Source organism: Bradyrhizobium sp. 27S5, from assembly GCF_037217225.1.
Lineage (GTDB): Bacteria > Pseudomonadota > Alphaproteobacteria > Rhizobiales > Xanthobacteraceae > Bradyrhizobium > Bradyrhizobium septentrionale.
The window spans coordinates 7,521,603-7,538,267 of the sequence record NZ_CP147714.1; the positions used below are offsets into that span (position 1 = coordinate 7,521,603).

General features: G+C 63.8%; 17 protein-coding genes. 3 read left to right on the forward strand and 14 right to left on the reverse strand.

Translation table 11 applies throughout. The features are described 5' to 3' along the window. Nucleotides 1–253 precede the first annotated feature (253 nt). Both WDM24_RS35510 and WDM24_RS35515 read right to left on the reverse strand, forming a co-directional pair. Entirely contained in the window at nt 254–1,531 is a 1,278-nt protein-coding gene (locus WDM24_RS35510) for an RNA polymerase sigma factor (protein WP_338829061.1), read from the reverse strand. Next, entirely contained in the window at nt 1,528–1,896 is a 369-nt protein-coding gene (locus WDM24_RS35515) for a YciI family protein (protein ID WP_166298951.1), read from the reverse strand. The genes WDM24_RS35510 and WDM24_RS35515 overlap by 4 nt, the downstream gene beginning before the upstream one ends. Before the next feature lie 91 nt (nt 1,897–1,987). Here WDM24_RS35515 and WDM24_RS35520 point away from each other — a divergent pair, with 91 nt between their 5' ends. Together WDM24_RS35520 and WDM24_RS35525 are read left to right on the forward strand one after the other, a co-directional pair. Continuing rightward, the gene (locus WDM24_RS35520; RefSeq protein ID WP_338829062.1) at nt 1,988–2,389 is read left to right on the forward strand and encodes a hypothetical protein; all 402 of its coding nucleotides are present in this window, start codon (nt 1,988–1,990) and stop codon (nt 2,387–2,389) included. Nucleotides 2,390–2,459: 70 nt separating this feature from the next. Next, on the forward strand, nt 2,460–3,425 hold the full coding sequence (locus tag WDM24_RS35525; protein ID WP_338829063.1) for a glyoxylate/hydroxypyruvate reductase A: 966 nt from the start codon (nt 2,460–2,462) through the stop codon (nt 3,423–3,425). A 155-nt stretch (nt 3,426–3,580) separates the two neighbouring features. Here the strand turns inward: WDM24_RS35525 and WDM24_RS35530 are convergent, their stop codons facing one another. The 4 genes from WDM24_RS35530 to WDM24_RS35545 form a co-directional block, all read right to left on the reverse strand. Continuing rightward, nucleotides 3,581–4,060 carry an SRPBCC domain-containing protein gene (locus WDM24_RS35530; RefSeq protein WP_338829065.1) on the reverse strand — a complete coding sequence of 160 codons (480 nt, stop codon included), beginning with the start codon at nt 4,058–4,060 and terminating at the stop codon, nt 3,581–3,583. Next, a complete protein-coding gene (locus WDM24_RS35535) occupies nt 4,053–4,457 on the reverse strand; it encodes a metalloregulator ArsR/SmtB family transcription factor (protein ID WP_338829066.1) in 405 nt (134 codons plus the stop codon). The genes WDM24_RS35530 and WDM24_RS35535 overlap by 8 nt, the downstream gene beginning before the upstream one ends. A 98-nt stretch (nt 4,458–4,555) precedes the next feature. After that, a complete protein-coding gene (locus WDM24_RS35540; RefSeq protein ID WP_338829067.1) occupies nt 4,556–5,206 on the reverse strand; it encodes a dihydrofolate reductase family protein in 651 nt (216 codons plus the stop codon). Between the two features lie 92 nt (nt 5,207–5,298). Further along, entirely contained in the window at nt 5,299–5,958 is a 660-nt protein-coding gene (locus tag WDM24_RS35545; RefSeq protein WP_338829069.1) for a TetR/AcrR family transcriptional regulator, read from the reverse strand. 98 nt (nt 5,959–6,056) lie between these two features. On the opposite strand from WDM24_RS35545, the gene WDM24_RS35550 reads away from it, so the two are divergent. Continuing rightward, on the forward strand, nt 6,057–6,701 hold the full coding sequence (locus WDM24_RS35550; protein ID WP_338829070.1) for a glutathione binding-like protein: 645 nt from the start codon (nt 6,057–6,059) through the stop codon (nt 6,699–6,701). A 499-nt stretch (nt 6,702–7,200) separates the two neighbouring features. On the opposite strand, the gene WDM24_RS35555 is transcribed toward WDM24_RS35550, so the two are convergent. The 8 genes from WDM24_RS35555 to ruvA all read right to left on the reverse strand — a co-directional run bounded on the left by WDM24_RS35555 (nt 7,201) and on the right by ruvA (nt 16,488). Beyond that, nucleotides 7,201–8,235, reverse strand: a complete 1,035-nt coding sequence (locus WDM24_RS35555) for an IS110 family transposase (protein ID WP_338826979.1) — start codon at nt 8,233–8,235, stop codon at nt 7,201–7,203. Between the two features lie 164 nt (nt 8,236–8,399). After that, a complete protein-coding gene (locus tag WDM24_RS35560; RefSeq protein ID WP_338829071.1) occupies nt 8,400–8,867 on the reverse strand; it encodes a nuclear transport factor 2 family protein in 468 nt (155 codons plus the stop codon). 83 nt (nt 8,868–8,950) lie between these two features. Further along, on the reverse strand, nt 8,951–9,400 hold the full coding sequence (gene ybgC, locus WDM24_RS35565; protein WP_338829072.1) for a tol-pal system-associated acyl-CoA thioesterase: 450 nt from the start codon (nt 9,398–9,400) through the stop codon (nt 8,951–8,953). A gap of 178 nt (nt 9,401–9,578) precedes the next feature. Beyond that, a complete protein-coding gene (locus WDM24_RS35570; RefSeq protein ID WP_338829073.1) occupies nt 9,579–11,186 on the reverse strand; it encodes an ABC transporter substrate-binding protein in 1,608 nt (535 codons plus the stop codon). Between the two features lie 215 nt (nt 11,187–11,401). Next, nucleotides 11,402–13,294: an adenylate/guanylate cyclase domain-containing protein gene (locus WDM24_RS35575; RefSeq protein WP_338829074.1), complete on the reverse strand. Its 1,893-nt coding sequence runs from the start codon at nt 13,292–13,294 to the stop codon at nt 11,402–11,404. A gap of 223 nt (nt 13,295–13,517) precedes the next feature. Continuing rightward, on the reverse strand, nt 13,518–14,435 hold the full coding sequence (locus WDM24_RS35580; RefSeq protein WP_166298961.1) for a metallophosphoesterase: 918 nt from the start codon (nt 14,433–14,435) through the stop codon (nt 13,518–13,520). A gap of 189 nt (nt 14,436–14,624) precedes the next feature. Next, nucleotides 14,625–15,674, reverse strand: a complete 1,050-nt coding sequence (ruvB, locus tag WDM24_RS35585; protein ID WP_338829076.1) for a Holliday junction branch migration DNA helicase RuvB — start codon at nt 15,672–15,674, stop codon at nt 14,625–14,627. A 196-nt stretch (nt 15,675–15,870) separates the two neighbouring features. Further along, on the reverse strand, nt 15,871–16,488 hold the full coding sequence (ruvA, locus tag WDM24_RS35590) for a Holliday junction branch migration protein RuvA (RefSeq protein WP_338829077.1): 618 nt from the start codon (nt 16,486–16,488) through the stop codon (nt 15,871–15,873). Nucleotides 16,489–16,665 lie beyond the last annotated feature (177 nt).

Sequence of the window (16,665 nt, forward strand, 5' to 3'; positions counted from 1 at the left end):
CATGACGAACGGGGTGATGCGCGGCCGACAGGGGCGGTGAAGATTTTTCTGGGAGAGCGCGATGAGATGCGGTCATACCGCGACCGCGGCGGGACTGCGGCTCCCTCTCCCGCTTGCGGGGGAGGGCTGGGGTGGGGGTCTCACCACGAGTCCTATTGAGGTGAGAGCCCCCACCCGTATCGCATCTACGATGCGATACGACCTCCCCCGCAAGCGGGAGAGGTGCAGCGTGCGTGCAGCGATGTGGATGAGACTACTTCGCCTTCACATTGCGCGGCTTGCTGTCGCGCATCAGGCGGTCGATGTGCATGCGGATGTGGGCGGCTTCGGCGGTGGTGTTGGCGAGCGCGATGGCGCGGTCGAAGGCGATGCGGGCCTCCTCGTTGCGGCCGAGTTGCATCAGGAAGGCGCCGCGCACGCCGAAATAATGGAAGTAGTTGGCAAGCCGCGGCGCCAACGGCTCGATCATCTCGAGCGCGGCCTCAGGCCCCTTCACCTTGGAGACCGCAACCGCGCGATTGAGCGTGATCACCGGCGACGGCTGCATCACGTCGAGCGCGCCGTAGAGCAGATCGATCTGGGTCCAGTCGGTATCCTCGGGCTTTTCGGCGCGGGCGTGCAGCGCTGCGATCGCCGCCTGCACCTGATAGGGCCCGCTGCGGCGGTGGCGCATCGCCTTGTCGATCAAGGCGAGGCCCTCGGCAATCAGCTTCTGGTTCCACAGGCTGCGGTCCTGGTCGTCGAGCAGGATGACCTGGCCGTCCGCATCGAAGCGCGCGGCGGCGCGGGCATGCTGCAGCAGCAACAGCGCCGTCAGCCCCATGATCTCGGGCTCGCTCTGGAACAGCCGCAGCAGCAGGCGGGCCAGCCGGATCGCCTCCTCGCACAGCGGCGAGCGGATTTCGGCGGTGTCGCCGCTCGCCGAATAGCCCTCGTTGAAGATCAGATAGATCATCGCCGCGACCGAGACCAGCCGCTCGCTGCGCTCGACCGCGCCCGGCGTCTCGAACGGCACATTGGCATCGGCAACGCGCGTCTTGGCCCGCGTGATGCGCTGCTCCATCGCCGCTTCCGAGACCAGGAAGGCGCGTGCGATCTGCTTCACCGACAGGCCGGAGACGATGCGCAGCGCCAGCGCGATCTGCTGCGTTGCCGGGAGATCCTTGTGACAGCAGATGAACAGCAGCCGCAGGATGTCGTCGCGGTAATGCGAGCCGTCGAGCCGCTCGGCGATCTCGTCCTCGGCATCGTCGAGGTCGGAGATCGCCTGGTCGTCCTCGGGCAGCGGCTGCTGCTTTTTGCTGCGCCTGATGTCGTCGATCGCGACGTTGCGGCCGACCATGATCAGCCACGCCGCGGGATCGCGCGGCGGGCCGTTCTGCGGCCAGCTCTTCAGCGCCCGCAGGCAGGCGTTCTGGAAGGCCTCCTCGGCGGTATCGAGATTGCGGAAATAGCGCAGCAGTGCGCCGACCGCCTGGGGACGCGCCGACGTCAGCGCGGCATCGATCCAGGCGGTGTCGTTCATGCTCACGCCTTCGTACCCCCCTGATTGAAGTAGCCGACCGGGCGGATCTCATAGGTGCCGCCGGGATTGGCCTCGCCGAGGTCGCGCGCGATGTCGAGCACCTCGTCGAGGTTCTTGCCCTCGACCAAATAGAAGCCGAGCAGCTGTTCCTTGGTTTCGGCGAACGGGCCGTCCAGCACGACCGGCGGGTTTTCCTTGCGCAACGTGGTCGCGGCGGTGGTCGGCAGCAGCCGGGCCACCGGGCCGAGCCGGCCCTGCTTGGCGAGCTTGTCCTGCACGACGGACAGTTTCTGCATGACCGAGGCGTCGTGCTCCTTGCTCCAGGAACCGACCATGTCTTCGTCGTGATAGCAGAGGATGGCGTACAGCATCGAAAAGGCATCTCCGTTCATTGCAAGAACGAACGATTATGCCCGCTGCCGACAGGGGGAGTGAAAGAAATTTAGGTTCCGGATATCGGCGATGGATTTCGCCGAAGCTGCATGGCGAGCCGCGACAGACCAAAGCCGAGGCACGGCGATGGCGCGTCAGGTCACTACCGCGACGATGATGCTGCGGTTACCAGGTGACGCCGTAGCGGGCCGCGATCCGGCGCGCCTTGGCTTCGTCGCTCTCACGGCGGCGGGCATGGTTCTTGTTCACAGGCCGGGACGCCTGCTGCCGGGGGGCCTCGGCCGGCTGGGCCTGCGACGGCGCCGGCTGGGCGTCGGCCTGAGATGCGGCAGCGGCCGGTTGCGCCTGGGCGGGCGCATCCGCTGCGGCGAGCACGAGGCCGCGGCTCTGACCGGCAGGGCGGTGGCGATGGAGGTTGCGATGAGAGCCGGGACCAGGATCAGCTTGCGCATGGAAGTTCTCCCCTGTTGATGGCAGGAGATGAGCGGGCGGGTCGGACCCGCTTTGTGATGTACACCACACTGACGTTGGAGGTATCTGGATGGGTAATGGCGAACTCGCGCTGCTGATCAATGGTGGCTCGGAAAACTGGTCGTCGGCGCGCTGGAAGGCGCGGTTCGACGCCGTCTGCCCGGACCGCCGCGTGGTGCTACTGCCGGACGGCGCGCTCGATCCGGCCGAGGTGCACTATGCCGCGGTGTGGAAGCCAAAGCCGGGCGAGCTCGCCGCATTCAAGAACCTGCGCGTCATCTTCAATCTCGGCGCCGGCGTCGACGCGCTGATGGCCGATCGCTCGCTGCCCGACGTGCCACTGGTGCGGGTTTCGGTCGGCGACCTCACCGACCGCATGACCGAATATGTCGTGCTGCATGTGCTGATGCATCACCGCCAGGAGCTTTACTTGCGGGAGTCGCAGCGGGCCAAGCGCTGGGCGCCGAAATATCAATGGGCGGCGGGCGCGATCACCGTCGGCATCATGGGGCTCGGCACGCTCGGCGCCGCCGCGGCGCATGCGCTGCGCGCGCTCGGTTTCCGGGTCGTCGGCTGGAGCCGCAGCGAGAAGCGGATCGACGACATCGCCTGCCACCACGGCACTGAGGGGCTGGCTGCGTTCCTGCGCGAGACCAACATCCTGGTCTGCCTGCTGCCGCTGACGCCGGATACGCGGCATGTGCTGAACCGCGACGTGTTCGCGAAGCTCAATCGCAACAGCCCGCTCGGTGCCCCCGTCATCATCAATGCCGGCCGCGGCGGCCTGCAGAACGAGGCGGACATTTTGCGCGCGCTCGACGACGGCACGCTGGGCGCAGCCTCGCTCGACGTCTACGAGACCGAGCCGCTGCCCGAGGGGAGCCCGTTCTGGAGTCATCCCAAGGTGGTGCTGACGCCGCACAACGCCGCCGACACCGACGCCGACGAGATCTCGAAATACGTCGCGCAGCAGATCGCGCGCTTCGAGGCCGGCGGCGCGCTGGAGAACCTGGTCGATCGCGGGCGAGGGTACTAACTCAGTGTCGTCCCGGGCAAGCGGAGCGCGACCCGGGACCCATAACCACAGGCGTTCGTGATCAAGAAAGCTGTGGCCCCAGCTTACCATAACAACGACAAACCGTGGTTATGGGTCCCGGCATTCGCCGGGACGACAGGTGGAGAGGGCGCTCGTCAGCCCATCCCCGCGACGATCTCGGCGAGCCGGTCGTAGGCGGGCTCGACGCCCTTCTCGATGCCGGAATTGAGATGGCCGTCGCGCGCCTCCTTGGTGGGATGGCGGATGGTGGTGGTCAGCGTGGTCGTGCCGGCCTCCTCGACGAAGGTCGAGGTGACCAGATATTCGTCGCTGGTGAAGCCCGGCATCGAGAAGGTCTCGCCGAAGGCGATGCGATCCGGGCGCGCGACCTCGCGGAAGGTGCCGGTGAGGACGTGCTCGATGCCATCGGACGAACGGAACACGTAGCGATAGCGGCCGCCGACCCGCAAATCGACCTCGCAGACCGGCATCGCCATCGCGTCGCAGCCGAGCCAGCGAACCAGATATTCCGGCTTGGTCATCGCATCGAACACCAGGTGCCGCGGCGCGTCGAACTGGCGCGTCATGGCGAACTCGATATCCGACGGGGTGGTGATCCTCAACGTCTTATCCACGCGTGCGTCCACGTTGCTTCTCCTTTTTTGCTCTGACTTTACTGGTGCTGCGCGGCGGGGCCTTGGCGGCCTCCTCCGCCTTCATCTCCTCGAGCAGGCCGTCGAGGCGGTTGAAGCTCTCGTCCCAGAAGCGGCGGAAATTCCCGAGCCAGAAATCGACCTTCCTGAACGAGTCGGGCGCGATGCGGCATGGCCGCCACTGCGCCTCGCGCCCGCGCGCGATCAAGCCGGCATGCTCGAGCACCTTCAGATGCTTGGAGATCGCCGGCAGGCTCATGTCGAACGGCTTTGCCAGCTCCATCACCGAGGTCTCGCCGAGCGCGAGCCGCGCCAGGATCGCGCGCCGGGTCGGATCGGCCAGCGCCGCGAATGTCGAACTGAGGGGGTCGGGCGGCATCTACTTAGCTCATTGGTTAAATAACCTTTGGGTTAAGTACGACCAAACGGCGCCCACGTCAACGGCGGATTCGTGCGGCTGACGCAGGCGTGAGCGGTTCAGGACTTGCGCGCGAAGGTGACGTGCGTGGCGTACGGGCTCGCGACATGCGAGACGACGGCATAGCCGAGAGCGGGCAGATCGAGGCCCGCGAACAGGCTCTCGCCGGCGCCGAGCACGACCGGCGGCAGCACCAGCTGCAATTCGTCGAGCAGACGCGCCTGCAGGAATTGCCGCACCACCGAGACGCCACCGCCGACGCGGATGTCCTTGTCCCCCGCAACCGCGCGCGCCCGCTCCAATGCGGCAAGCATGCCGTCGGTCACGAAATGGAACGTGGTGTCGCCTTCCATCTCGATGTCGGGCCGCGCATGATGGGTCAGCACGAATGTCGGCGTGTGGTACGGCGGATTGTCGCCCCACCAGCCCTTCCACGAATGATCCGGCCATGGCCCGCGGATCGGGCCGAACATGTTGCGGCCGAGGATCCAGGCGCCGATATTCTCCATCGACTTGCGCGCGATCTCGTCGTCGAGCCCGGTCGTCCCGCCATCCTGGCCGGTCATCGCGCGAAAGGCACGCGTCTCGAACAGCCAGGCGGCGGGCAGCGCCAGCCCGCCCTCGCCGAATGGATGTTCGAGGCTTTGGCGCAGCGCAGCACCAAATCCGTCGATCGAGACCGTGAATGTTGAAGTCCTGACTTTTCCCATGAGATTCCGCTTCCGTGAGTGAGGGCACCTTACGGAGGACGGGCGGGAAAACCAGCGCCCGACATTTGCTGCGGAGGAAATTTCGCGAGCCGCTATTTCGGCCCGCACATCACGTCGACGGCGCCCTTCACGATCGCCTCGAGCTCCTTGCGCGGCACCCGGGCGCGGGCACGAATCGCAATGGTGTGCATGGTGGCGGAGGCGAGATGCGCCAGCGCGGCCGGATCGGCGCCGTCAGCCAGCTCGCCGCGCTCCTTGGCATGGCGGAAGCAGATGCCGAACGCCTTGTCGAGCTCGGTCAGGCCCTCCACCACCATGCTGCGGATGCCCGGATCCGACACCGCCTCAGACGCCGCGGTCATCACCGTGAAGCAGCCGCGCGGACCGGACTCGCCGGAGAGATAGATGTCGAGCGCGATGCGGTAGATGCGCTCGAGCCGCTCGCGCAGCGGTGCCTCGGCGCGGAAGATGTCGACCATCGCGGCGCGCGCGTCGTCGCGATAGCGCTGGTAGCTCTTGATGTAGAGCTCGCGCTTGTCGCCGAACGCGCCGTAGAGGCTCGGCCGGTTCATGCCGGTCGCAGCACTGAGATCATCGAGCGAGGTCGCGGCAAAGCCGTCGCGCCGGAACAGATCGAGCGCCTTGCCGAGCGCGACATCCGGCTCATAAGCGCGCGGCCGTCCGCGGCGCTTCGGTGCGACCGGGGCCTCGATTTTGGCAGCAGATGGCGGCTTCTTACTTTTTTGTACCATTTCGCATTAAATTCCTTGACGCCGCAATTATTATCCAAGACAGTACAAAAATCAATAACGGCCGGGACACCCGCGCCAGACGCCCCAAGGAGGCACCAATGGACCTTTATTTCTCGCCGCTTGCCTGCTCGATGGCGACCCGCGTCGCGCTCTATGAGGCCGGCCAGCCGGCCAACTATCTCGAGGTCGATCCGAAGACCAAGCAGGTGCGCAACGACGGCACCGACTTCAACAAGGTCAATCCGCTCGGCCTGGTGCCGACGCTGCGCACCGACGACGGCGTGGTGCTGACCGAGAACGCCGCGATCCTGCAATATGTCGCCGATCAGTTCCCGCGCGCCGGCCTCGGCACCGTGTCGAACGCCGAGCGGTCACGGCTGCATCAATGGCTGTGCTTCATCGGCACCGAGCTGCACAAGGGCCTGTTCCTGCCGCTGCTCGACAAGAAGGCGCCGCCGGACGCCAAGACTTACGCGCTGGAGAAATACGTCTCGCGGCTCGACTATGTCGAGAACCATCTGAAGGGCCGCGACTATTTGCTCGATCATTTCAGCGTCGCCGACGCCTATCTCGTCACGGTCATCAACTGGACCATGGCGACGCCGCCGATCGAACTCGCAAAATGGCCGGCGCTGAAGGCCTATTACGAGCGGCTGCGGACCCGGCCATCAGTCGCAAAGGCGGTCGCGGAAGAGTTCGAGCTCTACAAGGCCGAGATCGCACGGCACAAGGCGGCGGCGTAGGGCACACTGCGCGCCCTCTCCCCGTTCTTCACGGGGAGAGGGTTGGGGTGAGGGGCGGCTTCCACATGTTGTGAACGAGGTTAGACCTGTACCCCCTCACCCGGCTCGCATCTTGCGATGCGATCCGACCTCTCCCCGCAAGCGGGGCGAGGTGAAGTAAGTAGCCCGGATGGAGCGAAGCGCAATCCGGGATCAATCGTGCCACAGGTGAGACTGTCCCGGATTTCGCTTGGCTTCATCCGGGCTTCTGTAACGGGCCTTTGTAAGTCAATCCCTTTTTGCGTGATCCACTCGCCGGGCACTTGCTTCTGTACGGGATCGGCGCGAAGGCCGTCGCCTGATGGGGTGCATTGAGGAGCCGGCCGGCCAATCTACGGAAGCGTGGTTGTGAGCCACTTCCCGGATGGCGGCCTGACCGGATCCATCGTCCCGGCGCAGGGACCTCGCTCAGGGAGAGCCTGGTGTCGTGGCCCGCCCAGAACCGATTGCTGCTCCTTGCTTAGGTTGCCGAGGCCTTGGCCATCGGGTTGAACGGTTTGGCGTCGGCGAGCATGCGATGCAGAACGACGGCGAGCTTGCGTGCGAGCGCCACCTTGGCCTTGCGCAGGCCTGCGCGCCGGGCGATCCGCATCGCCCAGCCTTTCAGCGCCGAGCAGTTCCTGACCGGCTTGGTCAGCATGACGTGAGCCGCCTGATAGAGCGCCTCGCGCACGGAGGCATCGCCGATCTTGCTGATGCGGCCGGTATAGTCGGTTTCGCCCGATTGGTACTTCTTCGGGGTGAGGCCAAAATGCGCTCCCGTCGCCTTCGAGGACCGGAAGCGCTTCGGGTCGTCGACCGCCGCGGCGTAGGTAAGCGCCACGATCGGGCCGACGGACGGTGTCGTCATCAGGAGGCGGGCTTGAGGGTGCGACCTGGCGAGCTTTTGGGTGTGCTTATCCAGGCCATTGAACTCGCGCCGCAGCACGGCGTGGGCTTCGAGCAGCGCCTGTGCCACGATCTCAAGTCCGGGATGGCCCGCTACGAGCTCCCGGATGCGTTCGGCGAACGTGCGCTCGGTGGTCGTGCCGACCTTCAGACCGAAGCCGCGGAGCACGCCGCGCAGGCTGTTCTCGATGTCGCGCAGCTTGGACTGCAGCAGCTTGCGTGCCGTCAGAACCGCCCGCGTCTCCTGCGCTTCGATCGACTTGCAGTGCACCGGCCGGAACCAGCCCAGCCGCATCAGTTGCGCGATCCCGCGGGCATCGTTGCGGTCCGACTTCACCGGCATCGCCTTGAAGGCATCGCGGACGTGCCGCGTCTCCAACAGTTCGACTGCCAGGCCCGCATCCCGCATCGCTGCGTAGAGCCATTGCGACAGCGGACCAGCCTCCAGCCCGATCCGTTCCAGCACCAACCCCAGCGACCGCAACCAGGTGATCAAGGCCTCCGGCTCACTCGCAACCCTCGCCTCGCGCAAAATCTTACCTGTCCCATCGACAAGGCAGACGCTCGAGCATTCCAAAGACACGTCGATTCCTGCATAGTGGTACATGGTCGTCCCTTAATGATGCTTGGAGCGGGCTTGCCCGACTCCGTTTATTGACACCATCAGTTTGAGGGACGACCGCCTTCCAACCAACAGGCCGCTCGCGAGCGCGCTTCCAAATCGCGCCGTAGCGAGCGGGCGGCCGGCCCGTTACCCCATCTACGCCGCAATCAGAACGGCTCCTGCCCCAGTCCCGGCACATCGGCCGGACGCGGGCCCGGCGCGGGCCAATGGAAGCGGCGGTCCTTCTCTGAGATCGCGATGTCGTTGATCGAGGCCTCGCGGCGACGCATCAGGCCGTGCTCGTCGAACTCCCACTGCTCGTTGCCGTAGGAGCGAAACCAGTTGCCGGCGGCGTCGTGCCATTCGTACTGGAAGCGCACCGCGATGCGGTTGCCGTCGAACGCCCAGAGATCCTTGATCAGGCGATACTCCAGTTCCTTCTCCCATTTGCGGGTCAGGAAGGCCACGATCGCCTCGCGTCCCCCGAACACCTCGGAGCGGTTACGCCAGCGGCTGTCCTCGGTATAGGCGCCGGCAACCCGAACGGGGTCGCGCGAATTCCAGGCATCCTCCGCCATGCGCGCCTTCTGCGCGGCGGTCTCGCGGGTGAAAGGCGGCAGCGGCGGACGTGACATCGGCGATCCCTCGCGGTTGTTTGTCGCGCAAATCTATCGCCCCGCCGCGCAGAGTCGATGGGGCATTTCCGATCGGTCAATAGTTAGGCCATATCGGCCTTCATCAGTGTGCGGATGCTCTTCGGTATAGGCTGTGCCCTGCCCTGACTGACGAAGGCAACGCGCACCTGTGCCTTCACAAGCACGTCATCGCCGCGCCTGACCTCCTGCGCGAGCATGATCGAGGCGCCCTTCACCGCGATCGGCCAGGTCACGATGTCGAGCATGTCGTCCATCCGCGCGGGCTTGAGGAAGTCGAGCGTCATCGAGCGCACGACAAAGGCGAAGCCGCCGGTCTCCTCTTGCGCCTCCTCGAACAGCGCGTTCTGCTCGGCGCCCATCAACCGGAGATGATTGGTGCGCCCGCGCTCCATGAAGCGCAAATAATTGGCGTGGTAGACGATGCCGGAAAAGTCGGTGTCCTCGTAATAGACGCGGACTTGCATATGGTGGCGGCCATCGCGGATCGCGCCGTCGATATGGGGTAAGGTCATCTGGAAAACTCGCGCTCAATATCTCCGCCACCGTCGAGAACTCGAACGATCACGATCCAATCCGTCTCTACCAAATAGAATGCAATGCAGCCCTTGATCAACGGCCCACGTAACGACGGCCGCAACTAACTTCGATTGCCTCATCGTGCAACGAACACGAAACCATAATATCCGTGCTTCACTCCGACTTGTCGACGTTCCAGAAGATCGGCGTGGCAGGGCCGTCAAGCACGCCCGAGAGCGATTTTCGCCACGCGCCGACCCCGCGCCACTGCCCGAGGGGGACATAGATCACCTGGTCATAGACGACCGCCTGGATATCTGCGGCGATCTTCTTCTGCTCGGCCGGCGTGGATGCACGCACGAACTGGTCTTTCAGACCTTCAAGCCGGGCCGATTCCGGCCAACCAAACCAACCACCGTTCCTGCCTCGACCGTTGACCAATATGTTGACGACGGGGTCCACCACATCGGCAATGATGAAGTTGGTGAAAAACAAGTTCCAACCGCCCTCTTTGGGCGGCTTCTGGCTGGCGCGACGGGAGACCACTGTTTGCCAATCGGTCGCCTGGAGGTCCACGTTGAACCCAGCCCTACGCAGCAGTTGCGCCGCGACGATCGGCTGTGCCTTGAAAACCAGGACGTCACCGGGCGCCATGATCACAACAGGCGTGCCGTCGTAGCCGGACTCGGCAAGGAGCTTCGTCGCTTGTGCGATGCCATTGCCTTTCACCAGCGAATCCGAGCCGGCGTCGGTGGCCAGCGGCGTGTCACAACCGAAAACCGCGCCACATACCCGGTAGTATTCTGAATTGCCAACCAATGCGTCCAGCACGTCCTTCTGGTTCAGCGCCAGCAACGCCGCGCGGCGCACCAGCACGTTATCGAACGGCGGGTAAAGAAAATTCATGCGTCCGACGATCTGGAAGCCATGCTTGTCCAGGGTCTCAAGCTTCAAGTCCTTGTTGGCCGCCAACTTCGTCACGAGATCGAAGGGAATATTCTCCACGAAGTCGATGTCGCCGGATTGCAGCGCGTTCACGGCGGTCTGTGCATCTGGCATCCTGATCCATTCGACCCGATCGACCTTCACGACCTTGCCGCCCGACGTCCAGTTCGGCGGCTCCTTGCGCGGAACGTAGTCCGTGTTTTTCTCATAGACGGCCTTTACGCCAGGCTGGAATTCAGACTGAACGAACTTGAAGGGACCGGAGCCGATCTGCTCCTTGATTTGCTGGCCCGGCGGCGTTTCGGCCAGACGCTTGGGCATCATAAACGGAACAATCGATGAAGGTTTTCCAATCGATTCCAGCACCAACCCGTAAGGCTCTTTCAGTTTCAGCGTGATGGTTCTGTCGTCAGTGGCCTCAATGCTGGCTGTGAAGTCCATGAGCGTCTGGCCCATGGTCTCGTTCTTGCTCCAGCGCTTGAGCGACGCAACGCAGTCTTCCGCGGTGACCGGGCTGCCGTCATGCCATTTAAGTCCGTCGCGGAGGGTGAAGGTGTAGGTGAGCTTGTCGTCGGAGACCTTCCAATCCGCCATCTGAGGCTGGATCTTGAAGCTAGAGTCGGTGGCGAGCAAAGTGTCAAAGATCATGTAGCCGTGATCGCGCGTGATATACGCCCCGGTGAAGCCCGGGTCGAGAATGCGCAGATCGGAATGCATCACCGCAATGAGAGTCTTCGCATGCACCGGCGACGAGATTGGTTGCGCCGAAGCGAACACTGCCGACAAGGCGCCAACTGACACCACAGTGCAAAGTTTCCGACATGATATCTGAAGCATTGGATGTCTCCTGATATCGGCTGGTCAAATCCTCAAATTCGGGCTTAGCTGAGCGTGCAGGCTTGATATGGCGGAGCACCGCACCAGCGACCACATGCAGAGATGTCCGCCCGGCACCCTACCCGCAATCATCCCTCGGGTGCTGCGCTGGACAGCGCTCGTTGCGCCGCGAGCGAAATGAGTACCGATGAGCCGACCTTGTCGATCGACTGCGATTATTTCATTCCCGCCTGCTGCAATCCCTTAAAGAGTTCATTCAAGGTACTCTGAAACGCCAGATGCTGATTTGGAATTTCCTGGGAATAGATGTCGCGGATACGCGCCAGTGTGTAACCCGGCAGCGCGCTGTTGAAATCATTCAGCTCGTCGACCGCTTCGGTTTGCTTTCCGGCCAGCGCAAAGGCGCTCACCAAATGCGCGCGACTGAACCAAACCGTGCGTCTCTCCTCAACCGCTCTACGAAGCCAGACAATTGCATCGTCGTAGTTTCCCATCGCGAAGTACGCGCGCCCCAGGACCCAGGAAAATACACTCCTGGCAGGATCGCGAGGACTGAGTCTGATCGCCTTCAACACCAGCGGAGGCGCTTCCTTGGGACGCCCCGTCAGGACAAGTTGATTGGCCTTTTGAGCATATGCGAGGGCAAGATTGGGATCGAGGGCAAGCGCCCGTTCGAAAGCGTCCAGGGCTCCTTGATGATCCCCCTTCGCACGGCGAATAAAGCCATCATCCATGTGGCTCAGAGCAATGGTCGGGTCGAGACTGAATGCCTGTTGCAGCGCGTGCTCGGCCTGGCTCAGCAGCTCAATTCGTGCGTTGGAATCCGTTCCAGCAGCTTCGTTCCAGCGATTCAAATAGTCACGCATCAAGACATCTGCCAGTTGGCTCCAGGCGATGGCCGATTGCGGGCTGAGCTGCAGAGAATCCTGAAGATACTTGCGTGCGATAAGATTGTGCTGCGGAGTAATCGATTCAATGAGAATAGCCATGGCGCGTAACCTCATATCAATCGCATTGGAATCTCCCGATCGATTACGTCGGCGGCTCTCGGCCTTGACCAGTTGAAGTCCGAGTGACGATGCGATTCGACCAGTTACAACTTCCTGCAATTCGAAAAGGTCTGTAACATCCGTATCAAATTGATCCGCCCAAATAGCCGTGGCGGAACGCGCATCTACCAGGTGCGCGTTAGCTTGCACCTTGGTACCGACTTTCCGGATGCTGCCTTCCAAGAGATATCGAACGTCGCAGTCCTGTCCGATTTGTCGAGGGTCGATATCTTTCCCTTTGTAAGTGAAAGCCGTTGCACGCGCAATCACCACGGTATCAGCCAAGCGGGAAAGGTGCGTGGTTAGATCATCGGTGACCGCGTCGGCGAAATAGCCCTCCTGCGGATCATTGCTCATGCTGCGAAACGGCATGACCATGATGGAAGCTTGAGCAGACTGCGCTTTTTGGCCATGCCAAAGCGGCAGTGTGCCCACAATCGTCGCGATGGCTAATAAGACTGCAAATGCAGCGACCACCGGACGACGCATCGGAGGAAGCGCGACAACTCGGCGCGCGGCGAGACGCATTCGCCCCAGGAGGGATTTGTCTTGCTCCTGGGCCTGGGTGACCCGAAAGACCTGAATCGGAGGGTCAATGTTCTTGAGCCGGTGGCGGCCTCTGTCCTCAAATGCGAGGTCCGGATGACCCAGGAGCTGATCCCGAACAGTATTGGTAACAAATAGCTCGCCCGGCTCGGCGAGAGTCTCTAGCCGTGCCGCAATATTGACGCTATTTCCGTAGATATCGCGCTCGTCGAAAATGACGTCACCGGCGTTTACGCCGATGCGCATTTGGAAGCGGCGCTCGGGGGCGGCACCGGCATTGCGCTTGCTCAATTCCTGCTGAATTTCGATACCGCAACGTACGGCATCCAGAGCGCTGCCAAATTCGACAAGCAATCCATCGCCGCTGGATCGTATAAGGCGACCACCATGCTCGGAAACTTTGGGTTCGATCAGGCCGCCGAAACATTCGGCCAGCATCACGTGTGTGGCGTCCTCGTCGGTCGACATGAGCCAACTGTAGCCAACGACGTCCGCCAGCAGGACGGCTGTCATCCTGCGTTTCACAGGGCACCTCCTTCCCGCGGCATCGGGCTTAATGTTTTTACAGGAGCGGGCTGCTGTTGTCACGCGCCGAGGTCGGCGTGGGTGCACAACACCCGTTTGGGTGACGAACGTGCGTACCTCGCTAAAGGATGCCGCGTTTCAAGGAACTTCCCATGCACCCTGATCTCCAAACGCCGACGTCCGCGCCTTTGTGAGTGCACGGCCGGGCTCGTCAGGACACCACCGGCCCCTTGGCGCCGAGCGTCACCTGCACGATCTCGGGCGGCACGCCGAGGCGGAACGGCATGATGCTGCAGCCGAGGCCGCCGGAGACGACGACGTCGCATTTCAGCTTCAGATGGCCATAGGCGAGCCGCATGCCATGCTTGACCGGCACCGCCGGCGACCAGCCGAGCAGCCGGATCTGGCCGCCATGGGTGTGGCCCGACAGTTGCAACGCGACGCGCGAGGGCACGCGAAGCGCAACGTCGGGCTCATGCGCGAGCAGGATCACCGGCGCGTCGTCGGTGACCTTTGCAAGCGTCGCGTTGAGATCGTCGACGCCGATGCGCCGGACCTCGCGATAGCGCCGCGCCGGCAGATAGGCGAGCTGGTCGCCAAGGCCGGCGAGCCAGAACGCACGGCCGTCCTTGACGAGCCGCACCACGTCGTTCTCATAGACCGGGATGCCGGCCCGCTCCAGCGCACGGCGCGCGACCGGTGTGCCCTGCCCCAGACGCTGTACCGCCTTGTCTTCCCAATAGTCGTGATTGCCGAGCACGGCATGCACGCCGAGCGGCGCCTTCAGGCCCTTTAGCACCGCAGCCCATTCGGAGGCCGGAATGAACCGCGTGACGTGACGCAGCCCCGCGACATAGTCGCCAAGCAAAACGATGATGTCGGCGTTCAACGCATTGGTGTGCTCGACGATTGTCTCGATACGATTGAGCGACATCCAGGGATCGCAGGCGTGGATGTCGGCGAGCACGGCAATCTTGAGCGGAAAGTCCGCCGGCCATTGCCGCGGCGACAGATCGTAACGCGTGAGGGTGAGCCGGACGACCGGCTCGCTCAGGCCGTAGGCCGCGGTCGAGGCGGTGACGGCGGTCAATCCGCCGAACCCGCGAAGCAAATGACGACGTGAAATCATGGACGTTTGATCGGTGATGCCTGACGCTTCCTGGAAACGCTCCGACCAATCATAAGCCCTTTGATTGGAGCGGAATTGGGCCGCGTTTGTGCAGACGGCCTGCAGAGACTTCGCAAGGGTTAGCGGGCAAGGTTACCCGGCTGCGCGATGCGCTGCACCAACACGTCTTTTCACGACTTCGGGAGCAGCTCAGTCCTCGTCGCCATTATTGCCGAACAGGCCGAACTGCGAGGGATCGCGGTTCGGCTCGGCGAGGCCGAGATGACGGAAGGCATGCGAGGTCAGCAGCCTTCCGCGCGGCGTACGCTGCAGATAACCGCACTGGATCAGATAGGGCTCGATGATGTCCTCGATCGCATCGCGCGGCTCCGACAGTGCCGCCGCCATGGTCTCGACGCCAACCGGCCCGCCGCCATAGTTCAGGGCGATGGTGGTCAGATAGCGCCGGTCCATCGCATCGAGCCCGGCACTGTCGACCTCGAGCGCACTCAGCGCGCGGTCGGCGATGCCGCGATCAATCGCGTCGGCGTCCGCCGCGGAGGCAAAGTCGCGCACCCGGCGCAGCAGGCGGCCGGCGATCCTCGGCGTGCCGCGGGCGCGGCGCGCGATCTCGTTGGCGCCGTCAGGGCTCATGCCGATGTTGAGTACGCGGGCACCGCGGGTGACGATCTTCTCCAGCTCGTCCTCGGTGTAGAAATTCAGCCGGATCGGAATCCCGAAGCGGTCGCGCAGCGGATTGGTGAGCAGGCCCGCGCGCGTCGTCGCGCCGACCAAAGTGAATTTCGACAGCTCGATCTTCACCGAGCGCGCCGCCGGGCCCTCGCCGATGATCAGGTCGAGCTGAAAATCCTCCATCGCGGGATAGAGCACTTCCTCGACCGCCGGGCTCAGGCGATGGATCTCGTCGATGAACAGCACGTCACGCTCTTCCAGATTGGTGAGCAGCGCGGCGAGATCGCCGGCCTTCGCGATCACCGGACCCGAGGTGGCACGAAAGCCGACGCCGAGCTCGCGCGCGACGATCTGCGCCAGCGTGGTCTTGCCGAGGCCCGGGGGACCGACGAACAGCACATGATCGAGCGCCTCGCCGCGCTTCTTCGCGGCCTCGATGAAGATCGAGAGATTCTTGCGCGCCTGGGCCTGGCCGACGAATTCCGACAGCGACTGCGGACGCAGCGCGGTGTCGCCGACATCATCGGAGCGGCGTTCGGGCGAAACCATGCGCGAGGGCGTGTTCATGATGCGAAACTAGCACGAGATCGTTGTTCTCCCTCGCCCCGCCCTTGCGGGGAGAGGGTCGGGGTGGGGGGCTCCATCCGCGAGCAGGGTGTGTGTTGAGACCTGTACCCCCTCACCCGGATCGCATCTGCGATGCGATCCGACCTCTCCCCGCAAGCGGGGCGAGGTGAAGAAAAAATCCGCTCCGGCGCATCACTCACTTCGACAATTCCTTCAGGCCCAGCCGGATCAGCTGCGCGGTCTCGGCCTGCTCACCGGCGCTGCGCGAGGCGGTGGCGATGGCGGCGGCAGCCTGCGGCTGGCCGTAACCGAGATTGACCAGCGCGGAGATCGCGTCCGTCACCGGGCGCGGCGCGCGGTTGTTGTCGATCGCGCCCGACAGCTGCACCACCGCGGGATCGACATCGGCAAAGCCCGGCGCCTTGTCCTTCAATTCGCTGACGATGCGCTCGGCGACCTTCGGCCCGACCCCCGGCGTACGCGCAACCGCCGCCTTGTCGCGCAGCGCGATCGCGTTGGCCAAATCTGTCGGCGGCAGCGTGCCGAGCACCGCGAGCGCGACCTTGGCGCCGACGCCCTGCACGGTCTGCAACAGGCGAAACCATTCGCGCTCAAGATCCGAGCGGAAGCCGAACAGTTTGATCTGGTCCTCGCGGACATAGGTCTCGATCGAAAGCACCGCCGCTGCGCCCGGCGACGGCAACGCTTGCAGCGTGCGGCTCGCGCAATGCACCTGATAGCCGACGCCGCCGACGTCGAGGATCACGTAGTCCTCGCCGTAGGAGTCGATCAGGCCCTTGAGCTTGCCGATCATCGCGCCCCCCCAAGTTCGGCGCTCGTGGCTCGCACGATCGTTTCGACTTCGGTGAGGGAGGCACCAGCGGAAGGGTTCCCTCCCCCCTTGCGGGGGAGGGTTAGGGAGAGGGGTGCCGCTTGCTCAGTTGGCTGACGCATAACAACGCTCGCACCGCACTCACTTGTCTCGCGCGCT